The sequence below is a fragment of the Priestia sp. 53B2 genome, from assembly GCF_056099005.1.
The window spans coordinates 225,827-243,902 of record NZ_JBLZXA010000009.1; the positions used below are offsets into that span (position 1 = coordinate 225,827).

Sequence of the window (18,076 nt, forward strand, 5' to 3'; positions counted from 1 at the left end):
TTTCTATCTTCTACGCATATTTTGAACAACTAAATCTATGATAATGACAACATAATACGTCATTAATCCCACAACTACACTAATAATATGAAAGGTTTTTGGATAAGAGATGGTAATCACAACTGCGAGAGCAGCTGTTGCAAATCTTACAACAGTCCCAATTGAACGGGGCTTTTTCCCCTCATCCAACGCCTGTCCAAACTGCTCAAACTTTCTTACTAAGTTCCACAAATTATACAAACTCAGGGCGGTTCCTAAAATTAAACCTGCAAAAACAGCCTTATAACTTGTAAATCCCCAGCCGAGAACGTATAATGCTAACAAATACAATATGTATGAACGAAGTCTTGGAAAAACGTGCTGCAAATCCTGCATGAATTATTAATCTCCTGAAAAAAAATGGTGGACTGTCCGCAGCATCATAAAAACACCTGCTGCTAGCCCTGAAAGAAGGCCTAAAATCAAAAATAGTGGTTCGGTGTCAAGCCATTGATCAGCCCATCTTCCAGAGAATAAGCCAATTAAGACTGAACCTGCTAACTGTGATAGAATGATTGACACTAATGCCATCGCTTGCAAAGGATGACGGTTGCGATCTTTCATAAGCTCATACCCCTTTTGCAAAATTTTCTTTTTTCCGAATTCTCTATCGTTTTTATAGCTCAATATATGATAGAAAGGCAAAAAAAATTGCTAAAAAAGGTAAAAACAGCTAATAAAATACGCAGAAATATCAACGGTTTTCACAGGTTGAAAACCTTATCATTTATATTCCCTGTAAGCATACAATAGCGTATATTTAATGTCAATGTGTTTAAGCTAAAAACTTCACAATCTCTTCTTATTGTTCACATTTCTGCCACACATAAAACCTCTTCAAATGAAAACATTTAAAGAGGTTCATTCAATCGTTATTGTACTGTGTACAACCTGCTCTTGTCTATGCTTTTTCACAAATGCAAATATTTGGTACGACCCCGGTACAAGCGATTCATCAATCGTTATTTTTCGTTTTCTCATGCCTCTTTCTACATCAACGTCAACATCTAAATACGATATAAACTGTAAAGATTGCTTATCAAAAAGAGCAACGCCTAACTCATCTGCTCCTTCAGGCAAAAACAGTTCATAGCTATACGTATTTTTCTCTTTTTCCGCTGCTACTTGCAATCCCATGGCACGAGGATAATCTGGAATGCTAACCATGTACATATAAGGAAGCGAAAATGTTTCACGTGAATCATTTATTTCCAAATATCCGTCATATATACCTTTATTTTTAAAACGGGGCTGCACCGATAAAGTGACAGCTATTTCTTTTGTCTGGTGGGGCTGCACCGTGACGGGTAATGGAACATCCCAGTTTACGCCTTCATCCCTTTTCGGAACGTTTAAACGATACGTTTTTTCTTTATCAGACTGGTTATCAATTTTAAATGATAAGACTTTCTTTGATGGGCGCGTAAAAATACCGAAAGATAAAGAAGATGGATAAAATAAAGAGTCTGCTGTGACAGCTTTTGCTATTTGAATTCTTCCGGCTCCTTGTTCATATACGCGATACGTTTGACCATTTAGCTGCTGCATTACTTTACTTGTGTTCATCAATGAAGCTTTGACTTGTTCAGGAGACCAGTTCGGGTGAGCTTGTAAAATAAGAGCGCACGCTCCAGCTACATGGGGCGCAGCCATACTTGTTCCATGCATGCGTTCATATCCCCCAGGAACTGTACTATTAATGAAGTAACCAGGTGCGACGACGTCCGGCTTGATTCCCCAAGTAGTCGTTACAGGTCCTCTTGAACTGAAAGATGTGAGCAAGTCTTGCACCACTTGCTTGCCAGTGCGTAAGTATGGCTGTTGAGATTGAATGTGTTGATTAATGGTATCACCGCTTTTTTTACTTACCCATATCACTGGAATATTTACTGACTCTTGTAGTTTACCGATTATGCTTTTTTCAGTCGGGCTATATAAAATAACAGCTTTTGCTCCTGCCTGTTCAGCTTGTTTAATCTTTTTTTCAACCGCATTTCCTTCTGCTTTTAGCAAAATGACGTTACCCAACGCAGGCTTTTGCTCTTTGGAGTATTCTTCATTTATTACACGCAGCGTTTGATTAAACGTCCATGGCCGAGACCCTTCTACTGGCGCCATCATAATTTTTTCTTTGTTAAATCCGATTGTTAGAAATTGAACTGTTGTCGGGGAAACAGAAGCGCCAACGGAAATAGCTTTTCCCGCTGTACCTGGAGAGCCCACGGTCCATAAACCTGGACCTGAATTGCCGCTAGATGTGACCGTTACAATTCCTTTTTCAACAGCTCGATCTAACGCTAAGCTTGTTGGTAAATCAGGACCATTCACATCATTTCCTAATGACAAATTAATAATATCTACATCATCTTGAATTGCTTTTTCGATAGCTAGAATAACACTTTCAGATGTTCCAGCTCCACCAGGTCCAAGAGCTCGGTATGCGTAGATCTCCGCTTGAGGTGCTACACCTTTAATATTTCCATTTGCTGCAATAATACCAGCTACATGAGTGCCATGCAGAGTAGGCTCTCCTTGCTCCCGAATGGTTTCCATCGGCTCATAATCTTTATCTATTACATCATACCCTCCCCTGTAGGTTTGTTTTAAATCGGGATGAGAATAATCAACCCCCGTATCGATAACGCCTACTTTGATCCCTTTTCCTGTTAAGCGCTGATTATAAGTATCAAATAATCCTCTTACCTGTTCTGAGCCAATGAAGGTTACGCTATTTTCTTCTGCAACCTGGTAGTTTTTAATAGAATGTGAACTAATAATAGAAGGATTATGAGATAGTTTTTCCAAATCCGAGATGGAGCCGTTTAACGAAAGTCCTGTAAACACCGTGTGAAATTCGCTCTTAATCTTTATATTAGGATAACTTTTTTGTAGCTGACTTTTAAATTTTGCGAATTTTTCTTTTTCAATCATGACAATTATTGATTTTTCCTGATGATTCATTTCTTGTTTTATAGAAGGAAATGTGGGATTGAGCGACATTTGCCCTCCCCCGCTTCCCAATATAAAGCTAATCATTAACCATTTAATCCACATAAAAAAAACACCTCTCACACTATCGTGTCTCAAAGAGACACTTTTCATGTGAAAGGTGTTTAGAAATCTTACGAAAGCGGATTAAAAGCTTCCGGTCTGTTTTCACGACGGTTGAAATAGTAGCTAATAGCATCACAAATGCGTTTAGAAGCTAAGCCGTCTCCGTAAGGATTCGATGCTTGTGACATTTGCTTATATATGTCTTCATCTATTAACAGCTCTTTTGCTAGCGCATAAATCGTTTCTTCTTCCGTTCCTGCTAGTTTGAGCGTCCCTGCTTCAATTCCTTCAGGTCGCTCTGTTGTATCACGAAGTACCAATACAGGTACGCCTAATGAAGGAGCTTCTTCTTGAACACCGCCCGAATCTGTCAAAATAATATGAGCGCGCTCAGCGAAGTTATGGAAGTCAATTACATCTAACGGTTCAATTAAATGAATGCGTGGGTCATTTCCTAAGATATCGTTTGCTGTTTCTCTAACTACCGGATTCAAATGAACAGGATACACCACTTGCACATCTTCATGTTCATCCACAATACGTTTAACAGCACGGAACATGTTTTTCATTGGTTCGCCTAAATTTTCGCGGCGATGCGCCGTTAATAAAATAAGACGATCATCTCCCAATTTCGTTAACACTTCATGCTCATATGTCTCTTTTACTGTCGTTTTTAACGCATCGATAGCTGTGTTTCCAGTCACAAAGATTCGCTCTTCTTTTTTATTCTCCGCTTGCAAATTAGCTGCAGACTTATCGGTTGGAGCAAAGTGCAAATCAGCGAGAACGCCTGTAAGCTGTCGGTTCATTTCTTCCGGATATGGAGAATATTTATTCCATGTGCGCAAACCTGCTTCAACATGTCCCACCTGAATTTGATTATAAAAAGCTGCTAGTCCGGCAATAAACGTCGTAGTTGTATCGCCGTGTACAAGTACGATGTCCGGCTTTACTTTTTTCATTACGTCGTCCAAACCTTCTAATCCTCTGGTCGTTACGTCCATAAGGGTTTGGCGATCTTTCATAATGTTAAGATCATAGTCAGGCTGAATGTCAAAAATGCTCAATACTTGGTCTAACATTTCACGGTGCTGAGCCGTTACTGTAACAATTGCTTCGAACTCCTCCGGTCGCTTTTTAAGCTCTAGCACTAGAGGGGCCATTTTAATTGCTTCTGGTCTTGTCCCGAATATCGTCATTACTTTAATTGGCTGCTTCATGTTCATCACCCGAATCTACAAATTATTTTGTACCGAATAAACGATCCCCTGCATCACCTAAACCTGGAACAATATATCCATGGTCATTTAATTTTTCATCTAATGCCGCAATGTAAATATCTACGTCAGGGTGTGCTTCTTTTACGATTTCCACGCCTTCAGGAGCAGCAATTAAACACATAAATTTAATGTTTTTAGCGCCTCTTTTTTTAAGAGAGTTGATTGCTTCTACAGCTGACCCTCCTGTTGCAAGCATAGGATCTACTACAATAAAGTCACGCTCTTCTACATCATTAGGCAGCTTTACATAATATTCAACAGGCTGTAATGTTTCTGGATCACGATATAAGCCAACGTGTCCAACTTTAGCAGCTGGCATTAGTTTTAAAAATCCATCTACCATGCCGATACCAGCACGAAGAATTGGAACGATACCAAGCTTTTTCCCTGCAATAACTTTTGACTTTGTTTTGCAAACCGGTGTTTCAATTTCAACGTCTTCTAGCGGTAAATCACGTGTCGCTTCAAAAGCCATTAAGCTTGCCACTTCATCAACTAATTCACGAAACTCTTTCGTTCCCGTTTTTACATCGCGTATGTAAGTTAATTTATGTTGAATAAGCGGGTGATCAAATACGTATACTTTGCCCATTGATATCTCTCCTTATATATAAAGATGTACACATTAAAATACCATTCAACGAATTGAATGGTACGTACTAGTAAAAACATATCTCTTGCTAATTAAATTTATACATTGCATTCATTTTACAGAAAAAAGTTTTTGAGTTCAAGCATTATTCAAAAAATGATTGAATTGCTACCAATTTATCCATAAAAAAACAGGCACAAAGGCCTGTCTCTCTTAAAGTGATTTATACATTTCAAACTTGCTTGTTAAAGCTTCCACGCGTGTTTTAGCTTCAGCTAGCTTTTCTTCATCTTCAATATTTTTAAGCGTTAATCCGATGATAGAAGCAATTTCATCCATCTCTTCTAAGCCAAATCCGCGAGTTGTAACCGCAGCTGTACCAATACGGATACCGCTTGTTACAAATGGGCTTTGCTCATCGTAAGGAATTGTATTTTTGTTTGTTGTAATACCTACATCATCAAGTGCTTTTTCAGCTACTTTACCTGTTAAATTCATTGAGCTTACGTCGATTAACACAAGGTGATTGTCTGTTCCTTCAGATACAAGAGCAAATCCTTCTTTCTTTAATCCTTCTGCTAAACGATTAGCATTGTCGATGATATTTTGAGCATAGTGCTTAAATTCATCTTGTAATGCTTCACCAAATGCTACTGCTTTTGCAGCAATAACGTGCATCAATGGACCACCTTGAATACCAGGGAAGATTGACTTATCAATCTTTTTCGCAAATTCTTCTTTACATAAAATCATACCGCCGCGTGGTCCGCGCAGTGTTTTATGTGTTGTAGTTGTAACGAAATGAGCATGTGGCACAGGATTTTGATGAAGTCCTGCAGCTACTAGACCAGCAATGTGAGCCATGTCTACCATTAAATAAGCGCCTACTTCATCAGCGATTTCACGGAAACGCTTGAAGTCGATTGCGCGTGGATATGCGCTTGCACCAGCCACAATTAATTTTGGTTTATGTGTACGAGCTTTTTCTAATACATCATCGTAGTTAATAAGATGTGTTTCACGATCTACGCCATATTCGATGAAATTGTACTGAACACCACTAAAGTTAACAGGACTTCCGTGTGTTAAGTGACCGCCGTGCGATAAATTCATACCAAGTACTGTGTCTCCAGCCTCTAAAACAGTGAAGTATACAGCCATGTTTGCTTGTGCACCTGAGTGAGGTTGAACATTCACGTGCTCTGCTCCGAAAATTTCTTTTGCACGATCACGAGCTAAGTCTTCTACTACGTCTACGTGTTCACAACCGCCGTAGTAACGTTTAGCTGGATAGCCTTCAGCATATTTATTTGTTAAAACTGAACCTTGTGCTTCCATTACCGCTGTTGTTACAAAGTTTTCTGAAGCAATTAGCTCAATCTTAGTACGTTGTCTTTGTAATTCATCCTTGATCGCATTATAAACTGCTGGATCTTGTTGCATTAGTTGTTTCTCCATCAAAATCCTCTCCTCATTTCGTATTCACAATGTTCGTTATTTGTTGATTCAACTACATTGTAACATGATTTATTTAGAATAAAAAAGAAAAAATGTGTATTATTTTAATATATTTAATTACGAAAGTTCGTAAAACGCTCTCATTCCACCAATTAGTTTTGGACGCGTCTTTGCTAAAGTAACATGAGCGTGTCCAACTGCATTTAACGTACAACGAACGGGTACTGCGACATGCTTTAAATGCATACCAATGAATGTATCTCCAATATCAATACCGGCATCAGCTTTAATAAACTCTACCAAAACGGGATCTTTAAGCTGGCCATAGGCCTGTGTAGCCATCGCTCCGCCTGCTTTATGAATAGGCACAACACTAACGATTTCTAAACGCTCTTTGCGAGCTAATTCTCTTTCTACTACCAGTGCTCGATTGAGATGTTCACAGCATTGAAATGCTAAGTGGACACCCGTTTTTTTTCGAAAATCTGCTAGTGTATCAAAAATCATTTCTGCGACTTCCATTGCGCCTGCGGTTCCTATTTTTTCACCAATTACCTCGCTCGTACTGCATCCAATGACAAGTGTATGTTCTGAAGACAACTGCACTTGTGCTAAAAAATCAGATAAAACTGTTTCCAACTGCTCTTTCCATTTCGTAAGTTCAGACACGTTTTTCTTCCTTTCTTTCATTGAATACGTTCATATTATACAGTTACTGTTGCATCGCTTTGCTGCTCATACTGTTTAATTTTATTCACGCGATTTTCATGTCGGCCGCCTTCAAATTCTGTCATTAACCAAATTTTCGCAATTTCACGTGCAAGTCCCGGCCCAATGACACGTTCACCCATTGCCAAAATGTTGCTATCATTATGTTCTCTTGTCGCTTTTGCACTGAACGTATCATGCACTAGAGCGCAGCGAATTCCTTTTACTTTATTAGCTGCTATACTCATACCGATGCCTGTTCCACAAATAAGAATGCCTCGACTTACTTCTTGGCTCGCCACTTTTTGAGCAACGGGAAGTGCATAATCCGGATAGTCTACAGACGCTGTGCATTCACACCCTAAATCCACATATTCAATATTTAATTCTTCCATTAAAGAGATAATTTCCTGTCGCAAATTTATACCGCCGTGGTCAGATGCAATAGCTACTTTCATCTTTGTTTCCTCCTCATACATACCTTTGTCTTATATTAAATTTCTGTTCATTTTAAGCCAGCAAAAATTTATGGGACCTTTTATAATTTGTCGACTATTTTGTTAATCATACGCTCTAACTCTTCTAAAGTCTGTTCGTACGTCTGTAATGATCCGCCAAACGGATCAGATACTTCACCGTGCTCGTCGGCAAATTCTTTTAGCGTAAATAATTTATCACTTACGTACGGAGCTTGGTTCAAAATCAGCATTTTATGTTGCTCCGTCATCGTAAAAATATAAGTAGCCCACATCAATTGTTCTTCCGTTAATACTGCCGAAGCATGAGAACAAGCTATGCCTTTCTGGTGAAGGGCAACTTGTGCATGAACAGAAGCTTCACTTCCATTTGAAGCGAATACGCCTGCAGACTTCACGTTTATTCCATCTATCTCTTTAGCTTTGAGCAATGCTTCTGCCATAGGGCTGCGGCACGTGTTTCCTGTACATACAAATAAGATGTTTTTCAAGATACATCCTCCCTTGCTTTCACTATGTTCGACTATGTTGATATTCCACCCTATTGTATCTCTATTGCTTGCATAAATCCAGTTAGCTTTTCCGGGTATTTTTTATCCATTATCGCTTCATCCATCTCGAAAAAACGACTTCGCTTTCCTTCTTTTATCGCTACAATCCAAAAGAAGCAAAAAAAGACCATAACCTACATGGTCATGATCCTTTACCTATTTATATAGTTAAAAAGGTAGTAACAATTTGATTCCAAAAGCTAATAAAATGCTCCCGCCCAGTGCCTCACTATATGAACCAAGCCAGCCTTGTACTCTTCTGCCTAGCAGCAGTCCTAACCAAGTTAATAGCATACTCACTACGCCAAAAACAATAATGGTCAAAAACGTTCTTGCTCCAAAAATACCTAAGCTAAGTCCAACAGAAAAACTATCTAGACTCACGCTGAGCGCAAAAAATAACAGTCCAAAGCCAACTGGTTTGATAAACGGTGTATCGTCATGCTTAAAGGAGGAATAAATCATCTGCGCCCCAAGAATCAGCAATAAAATTCCACCGCCATAGGTAGCAAACATTCCAAGTTTATCAGACAAAAGTCTTCCAATAAACATGCCTAACAGCGGCATCCAAATATGAAATACACCGATAACAACACCAATGTAGAAAATTTGGCGAAAGCGTAAACGAATTAATCCCATTCCCAAACCAACTGAGAAAGCATCCATTCCTAAGGCAAACGCCATAATGACTAACGTGATCATTTCACTAATTAACTGAGATACATTCATCTTTACCCTCCTCGGACGTGCTCCTATTTCAAAATATGCACATTCGAAAAGGTTTAGAAGATGAATTTTATTGCTTAATCACGTGATGTCCTGCAGCTTTCATTAATCGGTTCATAACGGCATGACCGACTCCTTCTTCAGAAAAACTTTCACTAACGATAATATCTACGTCACACTCATTAAATGAACGAAGCGACTCGTATAAATGGCTAGCAACCGTCTCTAAATTTGAACGAGATCCACATGTGATAACCGCATCCGCTTTATACGCATCTTCATGTTCAGATGTCGTTAATATCCCCACTCGCTTACCCTGATCTTTATAGCGATCAATAATAGACTGGAGAAAATCTGAACTGCCGTCAACAATGACAAGCGGTGCATCAGGTGCGTAATGCGTGTATTTCATACCTGGAGATTTTGGCGCTTCTTTATCACTTAGTAACGCTCTATCTACTTTTACGGGACCAATGATATTTTCCAACTCTTTCTGAGTAATGCCGCCCGGCCGTAAAATGATAGGAATCTCTTCGGTACAGTCAAGGACAGTTGACTCTACTCCTACCCCTGTTGCTCCTCCATCTACAACTCCGCTAATACGCCCTTCTAAATCATTCATCACATGATGAGCTAGAGTGGGACTTGGCTTGCCGGAAAGGTTTGCACTAGGAGCTGCGATAGGCAAAGCCACTTTTTTTAATAATGCGAGGGCTACTGGATGTGAGGGCATTCTCACTGCAATGCTGTTTAAACCAGCCGTAACCTTATCTGAAACTCGATCTTTTTTGGGTACTATTACTGTAAGAGGACCCGGCCAAAAAGCATCGATCACTTTCTCTGCTTTTGAAGGAATTGACTCTACAAATGTATGAAGCTGCTCTTTATCTCCAATATGAACAATAAGAGGGTTATCACTAGGACGTCCTTTCGCTGCAAAAATTTTATCCACAGCTTTATCCGATGTTGCGTCTCCTCCTAATCCATACACCGTCTCTGTAGGAAAAGCAACCACTTCGTGATTGCGCAGCAAATCTGCTGCTTCTTCTATCTGTGGATAAATATCTTTTTCGTTCGTAAAATTATCCACAACCCATAACTTAGTTTCCATCTTCTTCAACTCCTTTTTCTTTCTATATCTAGTTTTTTTTTACTTTAAAAGTACAATATGTATCAAAGATAGTAAAATACATGCATTCATTATATCAACAAACAAGCTTTATCCACAAAATGTGGATAAAGCTTATGTTTTTGTGAATAACATTGTGGATACACCATTAAAATGATTTATCCACATTTTCTTTTAACTAGCTGCGTAAAACATCACATAGACATCCTGAGGGTTTGGTAACTTTTTTAAATAAGAATGTTCTTTTAACAACTCAGGCAGTGCACTGTAAGATGTTTGCTGAAAATTCATCATTTGAAAAAAATGTAGAGAAGATGCCTTATTTGTTAGTAAATATAGTTGCTTCACGCCATGCTTTTGAGCCAGCTGGACGATGCTTTTAAATAGCAGCAGAATATCAGATTGCATTAAAGAAGGAGACACGACAAGGGAGCGGAGAATTCCATCCACACCTTCTTTTTCAAACCCAACTGTTGCTAGCAGCTCGCCTTCTTCATTTTCCATTATGACAAATTGATGAATATGCTCTTCCACACCTGCTGTGCTGATGCCCGCTTTTTGTAAAAACTGCTGAATTCGAATATAATCATTTTCACTGGCAATTTTTAATTGTTCTCTCATTTTAATCACCTCAACTTGTTTTCTAGTAACAAATCTATGAGATGATTAAAAAAAGTAGAACTGAATTTTATTTTTAATGATTCTATTAATTAAATACTGACGATACCCATTCTACTACAAAAAACTTAACTTCTACAGAATCTTCTTTTGATTTAGAATCAGCTTTTTTCTTAGATGAAACAGACTTTTCAGCTTCTTTACTTTCCTTTTTTTCAGCCTTAGCACTTGTTTCTTCCTTTACTGTGCTTGTATCTTTTGCAATTGCTTCTTTAGAAGATACTGTTGGTTGAGAAGATTCCTCAGCTTTCTGCTCAATAGAATCCGATGTAATAGTTGCAGATTGAATTTCTGTTTTCACTGCGGGCTCTTTACTTTCAGCCGATTTGTCATCTGTTTTGTCTGCAGATTTTGATTCAGAAGCTGCTGGTTTCTCTTTTTCTTCCTTTGGCTCTTCTTCAGATGGCTCCGGCGCTTTTACCGCTTCACCGTTTGAGAAATCTAAGAAGCATAAAGGAGGAAATAGTACACACCACCAGTTTGCTCCCTCTCCTTTGCCAAGAGTAATAAGCACGGCTTCATACTCACCTGCTGGATATAAAAACTGACCGTACAACTTAGTAGGAAACTCTACTTTTCCGAATTTAACATGAACAGATTCATTTACGCCTTCTTCTTTTAGCACTTCTTTCGCAATTGTTTCAAGCGCCGGCAAATTTTCTTTAATTGTTTTTCGAGCTACAGTTACAGATGTTAAATCTTTTACCCATTCTGTGATTTGTTCGTTCACGCGGTCACGAATCAGACGTTTTACGTACTGGTCTTTTTCACCGTCGCTGTTTGCTAAAATGCGCAGTCGAATTGCCTCGTCTGGAATGACTGCAGGCTGATCTGCCTGCACTTGGTTATGTGTATATATAAGTTGAGCATTTGCTCCAATAATTAATAAAATAAAATAAATGATAGCATATTTCTTCATTTCGGCCACCGCCCTTTCATAGGAACAGTATGGCCGAAAGCAAGATATCTTAAACTAGTAATTTAGTAAAAAAATGCATGATTTTCAAAAATCAAAGGGAAAATCATTCCCTCTGATTTTTTAGTTCTCGCGAAGTTGTGCAAAAACCATTCGATCTTTTCCATTAATATCATATACACATTCTACAAAAGCTGGTGGAAACGTTTTTTGCAGCATCTCAGCTACATCTTTTGTCTGTCCGGCCCCGACTTCAAATCCAATAATACTATTTGACTTCGTCACATATGGCAACTCTTCCATGAAACGCCGATAAAAATCCAGGCCATCTTTTCCACCAAAAAGAGCTCGGTTTGGCTCATGATCTTTTACCACTGTGGACAACTCATCATCTGCTGGAATATAAGGCGGATTAGACACAATTACATCAAATTTCTGATTCGATAATAGAAATGGTTGTAATAGATCTCCCTGTATAAACGTGACAGCAGCGTCCAGGTTTTGAGCATTTTCTTTGGCTACGCTTAAAGATTCTATAGCTATATCTGTTGCTGTAACTTCCACTCTGTCAAGCTCCAAAGCTAAAGTGATAGCAATTGCCCCACTTCCCGTTCCAATATCTACAAGCTCAATAGGCTGGTGTTGAAATTCTTTTTTTATTCGAGAAATCATTCCGTATACCAGCTCTTCCGTTTCGGGTCTTGGAATTAATACATGTTCGTTTACAATAAATGAACGCCCGTAAAATTCTTCTGTCCCGATTAGATATTGTACAGGCATACCTGCTTTATGAGCATGGACATCTTGTTCAAATCTTTTTAGAATTTCTTCTTCTAGTTCTTCCTGCAGAGAACCTAGCAAATGAGTTCTCGTCATCTGTAAGTGATGGCGAAGCAAGAGTTCTCCCGCGTTTTCATCTCGCTTTGCCTCTTTCAAAAAAGAAGAAGCCCACTTAAGGGCTTCAAATACTTTCATTAGTTCGAATCTTCCATTCGGCGCGCTTGGTCTTCCATGACTAATGCATCGATAATTTCATCAAGCTTGCCTTCTAAGATTTGATCTAGCTTTTGAATCGTCAGACCAATACGGTGGTCCGTTACGCGATTTTGCGGGAAGTTATACGTACGGATACGCTCGGAGCGATCTCCTGATCCAACTGCTTGTTTGCGCGTTGCATCGTACTCTGCTTGTGCTTCTCGCTGGAACTTATCGTACACGCGAGCACGCAATACTTTCATTGCTTTTTCTTTATTTTTAATCTGAGACTTTTCATCTTGACATGATACCACTGTATTTGTTGGTAAATGCGTTAAACGAACGGCTGACATCGTCGTATTAACACTTTGGCCACCAGGTCCACTTGAAGCAAATGTATCTACACGGATGTCTTTTTCATGAATGTCCACTTCGACTTCTTCCGCTTCAGGAAGACATGCTACCGTTGCTGTAGATGTATGAATGCGACCGCCTGATTCTGTTTCAGGAACTCGTTGAACACGGTGTGCACCGTTTTCAAATTTCATCTTTGAGTACGCACCTTTACCGTTAATCATAAAGATAATTTCTTTATAACCGCCTACTCCAGTAGTCGTTGCTTCCATTACTTCTGTTTTCCAGCCTTGCGATTCAGCAAAGCGCGAATACATGCGGTACAAATTAGCTGCGAATAATGCTGCTTCATCTCCACCAGCCGCTCCACGAACCTCCATGATTACGTTTTTATCATCGTTTGGATCTTTTGGAATTAATAAAATACGTAGCTTTTCAACTAGCTCTTCTTGCTGCGTTTCTAACTCGGCAATTTCTTCTTTTACCATGTCACGCATATCTGCATCAAGCTTATCTTCAAGCATCGTTTTCGCTTCTGATAACTGCTCTTTTACATCCTTGTATTCCTGATAAGCGGCTACCGTTTGTTGTATATCTGATTGTTCCTTCGAATATTCTCTCAACTTAGAGGGGTTGTTTACGATCTCAGGGTCACTCAGAAGTTCGTTTAACTTCTCATAGCGCGCCTCTACCGCTTCTAAACGATCAAACACGTCATTCACCTCATTCTTTATCCATAACATTGTAATTATAGTATAGCTTTAAAATAGAGTCAAAACCTTGTTAATACACGTATATGAACAAAAAAACAGAACTGCGCGTTCTGTTTTTATCATCATAAAATTCTTGCTTTATTTTTCGACCATTTCGCTTGAGTCCACAGACACAGCTTGTCCTTTAGACTTTTGCACAACGTGGCAATGACGACATCTTGGTTCGTACGATTCAGACGCACCGACTAAAATAATAGGGTCGTCATAAGAAGCAGGCTCACCGTTAATCAAACGCTGCGTACGGCTCGCAGGAGAGCCACATGAAGCGCACACGGCCTGTAGCTTTGTTACCGACTCTGCAATAGCCATTAACTGCGGCATTTGTCCAAAAGGTTCACCTTTGAAGTCTTGATCTAACCCCGCTACAATCACACGAAAGCCTTGATCTGCTAAAGATTGAACAATTTCTAAAATATCTGTGTCAAAAAACTGTACTTCGTCTATCGCTACTACGTCTGTCTCTTCATTTACTCGCTTTAAAATATCGCGCGATGCCGAGATTGAATAAGCCATAACAGATGTACCATTATGTGAAACGACAGCTTCTTCGCTATATCGATTATCAATTGCAGGCTTGAATACTTGTGCTTTTTGTTTAGCAAACTGCGTACGGCGCACACGTCGAATCAACTCTTCTGATTTCCCTGAAAACATACTGCCACAAATTACTTCTATCCAACCGCTTTGTTTCATTACGTACACCACTGCGGGACTCTCCCTTCTTCTCGTTCCGTTTCTGAGCGAACCGCTACTAACTTAATCTACGTCTTCTATGTAGATCTTATTCCTATGATAAAGTACCCACTTTTTTATCAAGCAGACACTGTTTTTCTACTTTTATAAGCAAAAAAACAGGCAAGAAGTTAAGCTACTTGCCTGTTTGTTTCGACAATGTGATTATTTAAGACCGTATTTTTTGTTGAAGCGATCAACACGGCCACCAGCTTCAGCGAATTTTTGACGACCAGTGTAGAATGGGTGACATTCAGAACAAGTCTCAACGCGGATCTCTTCTTTTACAGAACCACTTTCAAATTCGTTTCCGCAAGTACATTTAACCATAACTGTTTTATAGTTTGGATGAATTCCTGTTTTCATTCGTTTCATCTCCTTCCGCCCTGAATCATTCTGAAACAGAGTTTATTGATAAAGATAGTGATGAAATAATAACTATTTCACTGTGTACTTTATCAACACACATGATGAAATTATAACAAGGGTTGTATGCTTTTGCAACCACATGTTTTATAACTTATCGTTTATTTGCTAGAAGCGTTTTTTTCTCTTCCGTTAACATCGAGAAGAACTCTTCATTTGTCTTTGTTTGACGTAAACGTTTTAAGAATTTTTCTGCAAAATCAGGAGCATCTGCCATTGATTTACGAATTGCCCACAAGTGGTCTAAATGCTCTTTTGGAATTAACAGCTCTTCTTTACGTGTGCCTGAGCGACGAATGTCAATCGCAGGGAAGATACGTTTTTCAGCTAGTGAACGATCTAGATGCAGTTCCATGTTACCTGTACCTTTAAATTCTTCATAAATAACATCATCCATACGGGAGCCTGTATCAATTAAGGCTGTTGCTAGAATGGTTAAGCTGCCTCCATCTTCAATGTTACGAGCAGCTCCAAAGAATCGTTTTGGACGGTGAAAAGCAGCCGGGTCAATACCCCCTGATAGTGTACGACCGCTCGGTGGAATAACTAAGTTATAAGCACGAGCAAGTCTTGTGATGCTATCCATCAAAATGACAACATCTTTTTTGTGTTCAACTAATCTCATCGCACGTTCAAGGACAAGTTCTGCTACTTTAATGTGGTTTTCTGGCACTTCGTCAAATGTAGAACTGACAACATCACCGTCAACCGAACGCTCAATGTCCGTCACTTCCTCAGGACGCTCATCGATAAGAAGGACAATCAATTCTGCATCAGGATGATTTGTTGTAATGCTATTGGCAATTTCTTTTAACAGCATCGTTTTACCTGCTTTTGGCGGAGCGACAATTAGTCCCCTTTGTCCAAATCCAATTGGTGAAATCAAGTCAATAATACGCGTAGAGAAACTTCTTGGCTGAGTTTCCAGCAGCATTTGCTCATTTGGATAAATTGGCGTTAGCGCTGGAAAATGCACGCGATCTTTTGACGTTTCCGGATCTTCTCCGTTTACTGCTTCTACGTGTAATAATCCGTAGTAGCGCTCATTTTCTTTTGGAGGACGAACTTTCCCCGATACCTTGTCTCCATTACGCAGATCGAAGCGACGAATTTGTGAAGCTGAGATATAAATATCTTCTGAACTCGGTGAATAGTTAATTGGTCGTAAGAAACCGAATCCTTCTGACTGAATAATTTCAAGAACGCCTTCCATAAATAAAAGCCCATCTTGTTCAGCTTGAGCCTTTAAAATAGCAAAGACAAGTTCTTTTTTCGTTAATTTACTATAGTACGAAACTTTATACTCACGAGCATGTTCATATAGCTCTTTTAATTTCATATTTTCTAAACTGGATAATGTTAAGTTCATTAGGACACCACGCTTTATAATGAATAATTTTTAACCGTTCCTCCCATATTAAATTCAAATATAAAATTGAGAGATGATATGGATGGAATAAATCTGTGAAAATGGAGAATATAACCTTTGAAGTATAATAAGTAGAATCAATTGATTAACTATACACTTTTAGAAGAATAATTCCGACATAAAACCATTTATATTATCTTGATAAATTTAACGTAGCAATTTATATTCTAACCTTTTTCTATCTTTTTAATCAATCTTTTTTTACTTTAGAAGATGAATAAAAAAAAGGAAATTTAATAGCTTACGAGAAGCGAGGAAAACCTTTTCATAATTTCACATTAAAGGAAATAAACTGGCCGTTAAAATAAGAAGTGAAATTTATCTTTTAGCTTCCCTTTTTATCTATTTACCCTATTCATAAATATATAAGCTACACAGACATAGAAGAACGTTCCTACGCCTGTGTAGCTTATTAAAAAGCTCATTTCTAGACTTTGGTTTCATGACTGTGGCACTGATTTGCCTCTATGAATTTTGAAATTGCTCAATTTCCTCTTGAGTCATCTCTTCACGCCAAATCATTGCCCCTAAATCCGATAGCTTGTCTACTAAATGACTGTAACCTCGGTCAATGTGCTCTAAACCCGTTACCTCTGTAATCCCTTTGGCCATTAAGCCAGCGGTTACGAGAGCTGCTCCTGCTCGTAAGTCCGACGCTTTCACACGCGCACCTTGTAAATGAATGGGACCATTGATAATAGCAGAACGTCCTTCTACCTTAACAGATGCATTCATTCGTCTCAGCTCATCAATATGCTTAAACCTTGCACCGTAAATTGTATCCGTCACAACGCTTGTACCAGACGCTCTTGTTAGAAGCGTCGTAAATGGCTGCTGTAGATCAGTTGGAAAACCTGGATATACTAGCGTCTTAATATCTACGGGCTTCAATAGCTGACGAGTCGCTACAAGAATCTGATCTGAGCTTGTTTCGATATGAATACCCATCTCACGCATTTTAGCCGTTAATGACTCCAAATGCTGAGGGATAACGTTGTCAACAACAACTTCTTTTCCCATACTCGCTCCCATGATCATATACGTGCCTGCTTCAATTCGGTCTGGAATGATGGAATGACGGCATCCTTTTAAGTGATCTACTCCATCAATTCGAATAACATCCGTACCTGCACCTTTAATACGGGCACCCATACTTGCCAGTAACGTAGCTACATCAATAATTTCAGGCTCTTTAGCAGCATTCTCAATAACGGTACGCCCTTTTGCTCTTACAGCAGCGAGCATAATATTGATTGTTGCTCCTACGCTGACAACGTCTAAATAAATTCGAGCCCCAATCAGTTCCTCAGCTCGAATGTAAATAGCTCCTTGCTCATTTGTTACTTTAGCGCCAAGAGCTTCAAAGCCTTTAATGTGCTGATCGATTGGTCTAGGACCAAGGTAACAGCCTCCTGGAAGCCCAACTACCGCTTTTTTAAAGCGTCCCAACATCGCCCCCATTAAATAATAAGAAGCGCGTAATTTTTTTACTTTTCCGTTCGGTAAAGGCATTGCAACCATTCCGGATGGATCTACTGTTAATTCGTCGTTATCAATGGTTACTTTCCCACCAATTTCTTCAACTAAATCCCCTAATAACTGCACGTCTGAAATATCGGGCAGACCTTCAATTGTAACAGGTGACTCGGCTAAAATTGTTGCTGGAATAAGCGCAACGGCACTATTTTTAGCACCACTGACGCGGACGGATCCACTTAAGGTAAAGCCACCTTGTATTTTTAACTTTTCCATTTATAGCTCCCTTCTAGTGAAAGAAAGT

Annotated in this window: 19 protein-coding genes; all 19 read right to left on the reverse strand. The window is 39.1% G+C overall.

What is annotated here, in order from left to right; translation table 11 throughout:
- Positions 1–3: 3 nt before the first annotated feature.
- The 19 genes from ACN6NE_RS10360 to ACN6NE_RS10450 all read right to left on the reverse strand — a co-directional run bounded on the left by ACN6NE_RS10360 (position 4) and on the right by ACN6NE_RS10450 (position 18,048).
- Complete coding sequence (locus ACN6NE_RS10360; protein ID WP_013059806.1) at positions 4–375, reverse strand: ATP synthase subunit I; 372 nt, start codon at positions 373–375, stop codon at positions 4–6.
- A 6-nt stretch (positions 376–381) separates the two neighbouring features.
- A complete protein-coding gene (locus tag ACN6NE_RS10365; protein WP_013085464.1) occupies positions 382–603 on the reverse strand; it encodes an AtpZ/AtpI family protein in 222 nt (73 codons plus the stop codon).
- A gap of 297 nt (positions 604–900) precedes the next feature.
- Positions 901–3,093, reverse strand: a complete 2,193-nt coding sequence (locus ACN6NE_RS10370; RefSeq protein WP_129705455.1) for a S8 family serine peptidase — start codon at positions 3,091–3,093, stop codon at positions 901–903.
- Positions 3,094–3,161: 68 nt separating this feature from the next.
- Positions 3,162–4,313 (reverse strand): non-hydrolyzing UDP-N-acetylglucosamine 2-epimerase, encoded by a 1,152-nt coding sequence (gene wecB, locus ACN6NE_RS10375; protein WP_474325298.1) that lies wholly within the window; start codon positions 4,311–4,313, stop codon positions 3,162–3,164.
- 22 nt (positions 4,314–4,335) lie between these two features.
- Positions 4,336–4,965 (reverse strand): uracil phosphoribosyltransferase, encoded by a 630-nt coding sequence (gene upp, locus ACN6NE_RS10380; protein ID WP_013059810.1) that lies wholly within the window; start codon positions 4,963–4,965, stop codon positions 4,336–4,338.
- A gap of 213 nt (positions 4,966–5,178) precedes the next feature.
- Positions 5,179–6,423: a serine hydroxymethyltransferase gene (locus ACN6NE_RS10385; protein WP_129705459.1), complete on the reverse strand. Its 1,245-nt coding sequence runs from the start codon at positions 6,421–6,423 to the stop codon at positions 5,179–5,181.
- A gap of 117 nt (positions 6,424–6,540) precedes the next feature.
- Positions 6,541–7,092 (reverse strand): TIGR01440 family protein, encoded by a 552-nt coding sequence (locus ACN6NE_RS10390; RefSeq protein ID WP_438616516.1) that lies wholly within the window; start codon positions 7,090–7,092, stop codon positions 6,541–6,543.
- Between the two features lie 35 nt (positions 7,093–7,127).
- Positions 7,128–7,589, reverse strand: coding sequence for a ribose 5-phosphate isomerase B (gene rpiB, locus ACN6NE_RS10395; protein WP_025601414.1), 462 nt, complete (start codon positions 7,587–7,589; stop codon positions 7,128–7,130).
- Positions 7,590–7,669: 80 nt separating this feature from the next.
- Entirely contained in the window at positions 7,670–8,098 is a 429-nt protein-coding gene (locus ACN6NE_RS10400) for a low molecular weight protein arginine phosphatase (protein WP_129705465.1), read from the reverse strand.
- Between the two features lie 228 nt (positions 8,099–8,326).
- Positions 8,327–8,887 (reverse strand): manganese efflux pump MntP, encoded by a 561-nt coding sequence (locus ACN6NE_RS10405; RefSeq protein ID WP_013059815.1) that lies wholly within the window; start codon positions 8,885–8,887, stop codon positions 8,327–8,329.
- Positions 8,888–8,954: 67 nt separating this feature from the next.
- The gene (locus ACN6NE_RS10410; protein ID WP_474325299.1) at positions 8,955–9,995 is read right to left on the reverse strand and encodes an L-threonylcarbamoyladenylate synthase; all 1,041 of its coding nucleotides are present in this window, start codon (positions 9,993–9,995) and stop codon (positions 8,955–8,957) included.
- A gap of 192 nt (positions 9,996–10,187) precedes the next feature.
- Complete coding sequence (locus tag ACN6NE_RS10415; RefSeq protein ID WP_013059817.1) at positions 10,188–10,634, reverse strand: GNAT family N-acetyltransferase; 447 nt, start codon at positions 10,632–10,634, stop codon at positions 10,188–10,190.
- 85 nt (positions 10,635–10,719) lie between these two features.
- A complete protein-coding gene (spoIIR, locus tag ACN6NE_RS10420) occupies positions 10,720–11,610 on the reverse strand; it encodes a stage II sporulation protein R (RefSeq protein WP_129705473.1) in 891 nt (296 codons plus the stop codon).
- A gap of 120 nt (positions 11,611–11,730) precedes the next feature.
- Entirely contained in the window at positions 11,731–12,582 is an 852-nt protein-coding gene (gene prmC, locus ACN6NE_RS10425; protein ID WP_129705476.1) for a peptide chain release factor N(5)-glutamine methyltransferase, read from the reverse strand.
- Entirely contained in the window at positions 12,582–13,649 is a 1,068-nt protein-coding gene (gene prfA / locus ACN6NE_RS10430) for a peptide chain release factor 1 (RefSeq protein WP_013059820.1), read from the reverse strand. The genes prmC and prfA overlap by 1 nt, the downstream gene beginning before the upstream one ends.
- A 138-nt stretch (positions 13,650–13,787) precedes the next feature.
- A complete protein-coding gene (locus ACN6NE_RS10435) occupies positions 13,788–14,402 on the reverse strand; it encodes a thymidine kinase (protein WP_153252841.1) in 615 nt (204 codons plus the stop codon).
- A gap of 204 nt (positions 14,403–14,606) precedes the next feature.
- Positions 14,607–14,807 (reverse strand): 50S ribosomal protein L31, encoded by a 201-nt coding sequence (rpmE, locus tag ACN6NE_RS10440; RefSeq protein WP_013085477.1) that lies wholly within the window; start codon positions 14,805–14,807, stop codon positions 14,607–14,609.
- Positions 14,808–14,961: 154 nt separating this feature from the next.
- Entirely contained in the window at positions 14,962–16,236 is a 1,275-nt protein-coding gene (rho, locus tag ACN6NE_RS10445) for a transcription termination factor Rho (RefSeq protein WP_013059823.1), read from the reverse strand.
- A 525-nt stretch (positions 16,237–16,761) separates the two neighbouring features.
- Positions 16,762–18,048, reverse strand: a complete 1,287-nt coding sequence (locus ACN6NE_RS10450; RefSeq protein WP_129705478.1) for a UDP-N-acetylglucosamine 1-carboxyvinyltransferase — start codon at positions 18,046–18,048, stop codon at positions 16,762–16,764.
- Positions 18,049–18,076: the final 28 nt, after the last annotated feature.

What these genes read in the sequence shown, in the direction of transcription:
- ACN6NE_RS10360 (WP_013059806.1), bottom strand. Translation starts at nt 375, where the DNA reads ATGCAGGATTTGCAGCACGTTTTTCCAAGACTTCGTTCATACATATTG.
- ACN6NE_RS10370 (WP_129705455.1), bottom strand. Translation starts at nt 3,093, where the DNA reads ATGTGGATTAAATGGTTAATGATTAGCTTTATATTGGGAAGCGGGGGA.
- ACN6NE_RS10405 (WP_013059815.1), bottom strand. Translation starts at nt 8,887, where the DNA reads ATGAATGTATCTCAGTTAATTAGTGAAATGATCACGTTAGTCATTATG.
- wecB (WP_474325298.1), bottom strand. Translation starts at nt 4,313, where the DNA reads ATGAAGCAGCCAATTAAAGTAATGACGATATTCGGGACAAGACCAGAA.
- ACN6NE_RS10435 (WP_153252841.1), bottom strand. Translation starts at nt 14,402, where the DNA reads ATGAAACAAAGCGGTTGGATAGAAGTAATTTGTGGCAGTATGTTTTCA.
- prmC (WP_129705476.1), bottom strand. Translation starts at nt 12,582, where the DNA reads ATGAAAGTATTTGAAGCCCTTAAGTGGGCTTCTTCTTTTTTGAAAGAG.
- rpmE (WP_013085477.1), bottom strand. Translation starts at nt 14,807, where the DNA reads ATGAAAACAGGAATTCATCCAAACTATAAAACAGTTATGGTTAAATGT.
- upp (WP_013059810.1), bottom strand. Translation starts at nt 4,965, where the DNA reads ATGGGCAAAGTATACGTATTTGATCACCCGCTTATTCAACATAAATTA.
- ACN6NE_RS10410 (WP_474325299.1), bottom strand. Translation starts at nt 9,995, where the DNA reads ATGGAAACTAAGTTATGGGTTGTGGATAATTTTACGAACGAAAAAGAT.
- ACN6NE_RS10415 (WP_013059817.1), bottom strand. Translation starts at nt 10,634, where the DNA reads ATGAGAGAACAATTAAAAATTGCCAGTGAAAATGATTATATTCGAATT.
- rho (WP_013059823.1), bottom strand. Translation starts at nt 16,236, where the DNA reads ATGAACTTAACATTATCCAGTTTAGAAAATATGAAATTAAAAGAGCTA.
- spoIIR (WP_129705473.1), bottom strand. Translation starts at nt 11,610, where the DNA reads ATGAAGAAATATGCTATCATTTATTTTATTTTATTAATTATTGGAGCA.
- ACN6NE_RS10450 (WP_129705478.1), bottom strand. Translation starts at nt 18,048, where the DNA reads ATGGAAAAGTTAAAAATACAAGGTGGCTTTACCTTAAGTGGATCCGTC.
- ACN6NE_RS10365 (WP_013085464.1), bottom strand. Translation starts at nt 603, where the DNA reads ATGAAAGATCGCAACCGTCATCCTTTGCAAGCGATGGCATTAGTGTCA.
- ACN6NE_RS10385 (WP_129705459.1), bottom strand. Translation starts at nt 6,423, where the DNA reads ATGGAGAAACAACTAATGCAACAAGATCCAGCAGTTTATAATGCGATC.
- rpiB (WP_025601414.1), bottom strand. Translation starts at nt 7,589, where the DNA reads ATGAAAGTAGCTATTGCATCTGACCACGGCGGTATAAATTTGCGACAG.